The organism is Arthrobacter sp. Soil763 (assembly GCF_001428365.1).
GTDB lineage: Bacteria > Actinomycetota > Actinomycetes > Actinomycetales > Micrococcaceae > Arthrobacter.
On the sequence record NZ_LMSH01000008.1, the window covers coordinates 1 to 5,792 of the forward strand.

The 5,792-nt window shown below is 69.6% G+C and carries 1 protein-coding gene and 1 pseudogene; both read left to right on the forward strand.

The window, feature by feature from the left end; all coding sequences use genetic code 11:
• Positions 1–23: 23 nt before the first annotated feature.
• A pseudogene (locus ASG71_RS16225) lies at positions 24–5,390 on the forward strand (Ig-like domain-containing protein); the annotation flags it as partial.
• A gap of 165 nt (positions 5,391–5,555) precedes the next feature.
• Positions 5,556–5,792 (forward strand): hypothetical protein (locus tag ASG71_RS16770; RefSeq protein WP_414826682.1); only part of this gene is annotated, 237 nt, incomplete at its 3' end.

Here is a 5,792-nt window from a genome sequence, read left to right on the forward strand (position 1 = left end):
CCCCCAGATAGTTTGTGTGAGGGGACGCGGTGGCCGTGGCGACGTCGAAGGCGTTGGTCGAGCAGCCGCTGGACGGGTCGACGGCCAAGACTGTCACCTTCGGCGGGCAGGGGGTGCCGGCGGCTCCGGTGCAGCTGAACGGCTGTGTGCATGCGGCGTGGTCGGGTGCGAACAAGTACGTCCGGGACTGCTCCAACGATGCTGATGATAAGAACGTGGCGGTGCCGAAGGCGTCGGCTTCACCGTCGTATGTGTTCCGGGTGAACCGGGACCTGGTGGTGCTCAATGATGTGAATTCGGGCAATGTGTGGCTGGTGAACCAGAACATGCAGCTGGTGAACAACTGGGACGACGTCATCCCGCCGCAGCAGACCTCCGACGACGCGAACCAGGACTCCGCCGACGAGGTGCAGCAGACCGTCCTGCCGGACCGCACCAAACCCAACCGGCCGCCCGCCGCCAAACCGGACACCTTCGGGGTGCGCGCGGGCAAGACCACCATCCTGCCCGTACTCGACAACGACACCGACCCCGACGGCGACATCCTCACCGTCCGCTCCCCGGACCCGCTCAAGTCCGGAACCCTCGCACCGATCTACGGCGCCACCGGCTTCCAGGTCAGCGTTGCCGCCGGCAAGACCGGCTCCGAGACCTTCAAATACACGGTCGACGACGGCCGCGGACTCTCCGCCGGCACCGACGTCACCCTCAACATCGTCCCGCCGGGGCAGAACACCGCGCCGAAGCAGAAACCGAACCGCAACACCACCCTCGTGGTGCAGTCCGGGAAAGCCGTCAGCCAGAACATCCTGCCAGACTGGACCGACCCCGACGGCGACGACCTCTTCGTTGTGGGCGCCACCGGCAGCGACCCCCGCGACCAGGTCAAGGTCCGGCCCGACGGCCTGCTCAGCTTCCAGGACTCCGGCTCCGAACCCGGCCGCAAGCTCATCACCGTCACGGTCTCCGACGGCCGCTCCACCGCCGAGGGCAAGGTCGCCGTCGAGGTCCGCCCGGCCGGAGCCCTGCCGCCAATCGCCAACGCGGACCACCTCGTGGCCGTCGCCGGGGTCAATACCGTGATCTCCCCGCTGAAGAACGACTCGGACCCCCTCGGCGGCGCGCTCCGCCTCGCCCAGGTCACCCCGGACGGCAACTCCACCGCCACCATGGGCGCCGACCAGCAGACCTTCACCTTCAACTCCACCGCCCTCGGCGCCCACTACATCAGCTACCTGGCCACCAACGGGCCGGCCAGCGCCCAGCAACTGGTCCGCGTCGACGTCGTCCCCGGCGGCGGCGACGGAGCGCCGGTCGCGGTCCGCGACACCGCCCTGCTGCCGGCCGGCGGCAGCGTCCTGGTGGACGTTCTCGGCAACGACTCGGACCCCTCCGGCGGCGTCCTGGTCGTCCAGTCGGTCACCGCGGCGGACGGCCTGCCGCTGAGCGTGGCGGTCCTGGACCACTCGGTCGTGCGGATCACCGACACCCGCGCCCAGGGGCAGCTCAACGTCAAATACACCATCTCCAACGGGAAGGCGTCCGCCAGCGGCGAGATTGCCGTCCTGGTGGTCCCGGCGCCCGCCAAGCTGCAGGCCCCGCAGGCCAAGCCGGACGAGGCCACCGTACGCGCCGGCGACGTCATGACCATCCCCGTGCTGGAGAACGACACCGACCCCAACGGCGGCCAGCTCAGCCTCGAACCTGCACTGGCGCAAAAGCCCGACGCCGCCGACGGCCGCATCTTCACCTCCGGACGGACCCTGCGCTTCATCGCCGGTCCGGTTCCCAAAACGGTCTACGCGATCTACAAAGTCACCAACGCCTCCGGGCAGGCCGACTCCCAGCAGGTCGCCATCCGGATCCGGGCCCGCGACGATGAGCGCAACACCCGGCCCGAACCGAAAAACCTGACCGCCCGCGTCGTGGCCGGGATGACCGTCCGGATCCCGGTGCCCCTGGACGGCATCGACACCGACGGCGACTCGGTCCGGCTCATCGGCGTGGACAAGGCCCCCGCCATGGGCACGGCCCTGGTCAGGGACGGCTACCTCGAGTTCACCGCCGCGGGCAATGCCGCCGGCACGGACACCTTCAGCTACCGGGTCCGCGACCGGATCGGCGCCGAGAACACCGGCACCGTGATCGTCGGCATCGCCCCGCAGGAAACGAACAACCAGAAACCCATCGCCGTGGACGACGCCGTGGACGTCCGGCCCGGACGCAAGGTCGCCGTCGACGCCCTGGCCAACGACTCGGACCCCGACGGCGACCCCGTCAGCCTGGTCCGCAATGGCTTCGAGGCCCGCCCCGAGCTCGCGGTCGAGGCCGCCGACGGCGGCAAGGTGCTGCTGACCGCTCCGGGCGCCGCCGGGAATGACAGCGTCAGCTACAAGATCCAGGACGACAAGAAGGCCCAGGGCAGCGCCGTCATCCGGGTCCGGACCAGCCCCGACGCCGCCCTCAAGGCCCCGGTGGCGAAGGACGACGTCGTCACCCCGGCCGAGACGCTCGGCAAGACCGCCGTCGACGTGCCGGTCCTGAAGAACGACGAGGACCCCGACGGCGTCGCCGCCGACCTGAAAATCGGCCTGCCCGATGCCAACCCGAACGCCCGCGTGGCCGGGGACGGCACTGTCCGCGTGGCGCTCACCGCGCAGGACCAGTTGGTGCCCTACACCGTCACCGACGTCGACGGCCAAAGCGCGACGGCGGTCATCTGGGTCCCCGGCCAGGGCGAACAGCACCCCACCCTGGCCAAAACCGACGTCGTCGAGGTGATGGCCGGCAAGGAGGCCACCCTGGACCTGGCCGAATACGTCCGCGTCCGCGAGGGCCGCACTCCGCGGATCACCCAGGTCGACGCCGTCAAGGTCCAGGGCGCCGAACCGGAAAACGTCGTCGCCCGCAACGGCGGCGCCCTGCGCTACGCGGCCCTCAAGGACTACGTCGGCCCCGGATCGGTCACCTTCGAAGTCACCGACGGGACAGGGCCCGAGGACCCCCAGGGGCTGAAGTCCACCCTCACCATCGTCACCAGGGTCCTGCCGGACCCCAACGCCAACCACCCGCCGAGCTTCAGCGGCGCCACCCTCGACGTGCCCCGGGCCGACTCGGCGAGCCTGGACCTGGCGAACCTGGCCAAGGACGTGGACACCGGCGACCAGGACAAACTCCGCTTCGAACTCGACGGCACCCTGCCCGAGGGCTTCACCGCCACCGTCCAGGCCGGCACCCTGAAGGTCACGGCGGACGCCGGCAAGGCCGCTGGTTGGAAGGGCAGCATCCCGCTCAAGGTCACCGACGGGCGCTCCGACCCGGTCCGGGCCACCGTCACCGCCACCGTCACCGCCTCCAACCGGCCGATGCCGGTGGCCAACGAGGACGTCGTGGAAAAGGCCAACGCCGGCAAGACCGAAAAGGTCAACGTCCTGGCCAATGACTTCAACCCGTTCGCCGACACGTCCCTGCGGATCGTCGCCGCCAGCGTGGAAACCGGGACCGCCGCCGGGCAACCGGCGGTCTCCGGCGATTCCATCACCGTCACCCCCGCCCCCGGGTCCAAAGGCGTCATGGTGGTCCGCTACACCGTGATGGACAAGACCGGGGACGTGTCCCGGCAGACCGACGGCCGGATCCGAATCACCGTCCGGGACAAACCCGACGCCCCCTCCGCGCCCTCCGCCACGGACGTCCGCAGCCGGACGGCCGTGCTCAAGTGGACCCCGCCGTCGGACAACGGCGCCGCGATCAGCAAATACACGGTGCGCTCCGGCAACGGCTTCAGCCAGGACTGCGCCACCACCACCTGCACGCTCACCGGCCTGACCAACGACGTGAAGTACGTCTTCACCGTCACCGCCACCAACGAGGTAGGCGACTCCGTCCCGTCGGCGGCGTCCAACGAGATCCGGCCGGACGAGAAACCCTCCCCGCCGGACGCCCCCACGGTCAAAGCCGGCGACAAGAACATGGTCATCACCTGGCCGGCCGCCAAGACCGAGGGCTCCGCCGTGAAGAACTACAACCTGGAAATCTCGCCGCCCCCGGCCAGCGGAGTCGCCGTCAAGAACGGCGTAACCGGGCTGAACTACACCTGGCCAGGGCTGACCAACGGCGTGCGCTACAAGGTCCGCGCCCAGGCCGTCAACGAGCTCGGCTCCTCGGACTGGGGCCAGTATTCCGCCGAGGACAACCCCGCCGGCGTCCCGGCCGCCCCCGCCGCGCCGACGACGTCGGTCGCCTCCGCCGTCGGAACCTCCAACCAGCTCAAGGTGGACTGGAACGAACCGAACACCAACGGTGACGCGATCAGGAACTACTACGTCACCATGAGCGGCGGCGGCGGCGCCGCGCAAACCCAGGTGGTGTCCGGCACCGTCCGGACCGCGAACTTCACCGCCGCCAACTCCGAGGCGTCCTACAGCTTCACCGTCCAGGCCGAGAACAAGGCCGGCCGGGGCGCCGTCAGCGCACCCTCCGCACCCCGGCGTGCCACCGGCAAACTCGGCCAGGTCTCCGGCGTGAGCGCCACCGAAGCCAACACCGGCGGCGCCGGCCGGGCGCTGACCATCACCTTCCGCGAGCTCACCGCCGCCGAACGCAACGGCTCCGCCGCCTCCGAGGTGGGCTACACCTACCGGGCCAGCACGGGCCAGTCCGGACCGATCACCTCCGGCCAGACCGTCGGGGGCTTCGCCAACGGCACCCCCACCACGGTCACCGTGACCGCCAACTCCACCGTCGCCCCCAGCTCGGATGCCAGCGCCGGGGCCAACGCCAACCCGTACGGCTCACCCGGCAGACCGTCAGCGTCCGGGACCGACGGCGCCGAAAACCAGCGCAACCTGACCCTGAACTGGGCCTCGCCGGACGCCGGCAGCCACGACATCGCCTACACGCAGATCAGGATCGACGGCGGCGGCTGGGAACGGGTGGCCGCCTCCGGCAGCCGCACGGTCAACACCAACGGCTTCAACGAACGGCACACCATCGACGTCCAAACCGTCAACTCCCGAGGCACCGGAAGCCCGGTCGTCTCCGCGTCCGCCGCGTCCGGAGCCGAAAAGACACGATGGACCACCAGGCTGAACTCCGGGATGGACCGCAGTTGCACCGACCTGCCCGGCGCCACCTCCTACGACCCCGTGAAGCACACCTGCGACGGCCAGGGCGGCTACGACCGGCCGTGGATGTCCCATTTCGACACCTTCGACGTCATGTGCTGGAAGCCACACGGCACCACCTACGGCGGCGACGGGCAGTGGTACTACATCATGCGCGGCTCCCCGAACCAGACCCGCTGGATCCAGTCCCTGCACACCACCCTCGGCTCCCCGGCGCAGAGCGGCATCCCGCTGTGCACCTTCCCCACCGGTGCCACGCCGTAGCGGGGCGGCCCCGCGGACTGGCCCCGCGGGCAGTCCTCCCCATCGCGCTCCCGGAGTTCGTTGGGTAGGCTGTCGCGGGACGTGGGGGCCTGGTCTAAGGCCCGCCGGGGGAGCTACCACTGCAATTCTGAGGGAAAATTTGACGCTGTGACACGACTTTTTGCCATGCTGGGAACCAGGAAGCCGGTTTTGTCGACGCCGCGCTTGCGGGCGCGCCGCAACCTTTTGTCTGTTGCTGCTTTTGTGGTGGCGGGTGTGGTGTTGGTGGTGGCTGCGGTGTTGTATCCGGGGTTTAAGACCGCTGAGGTGGAGTTGAACGACGGCGGTGTGTGGGTGGTGTCGAAGTCGAAGAACGCGGTGGGGCGGTTGAATTATCCGTCGCGGGTTCTTGATGGTGCGGTG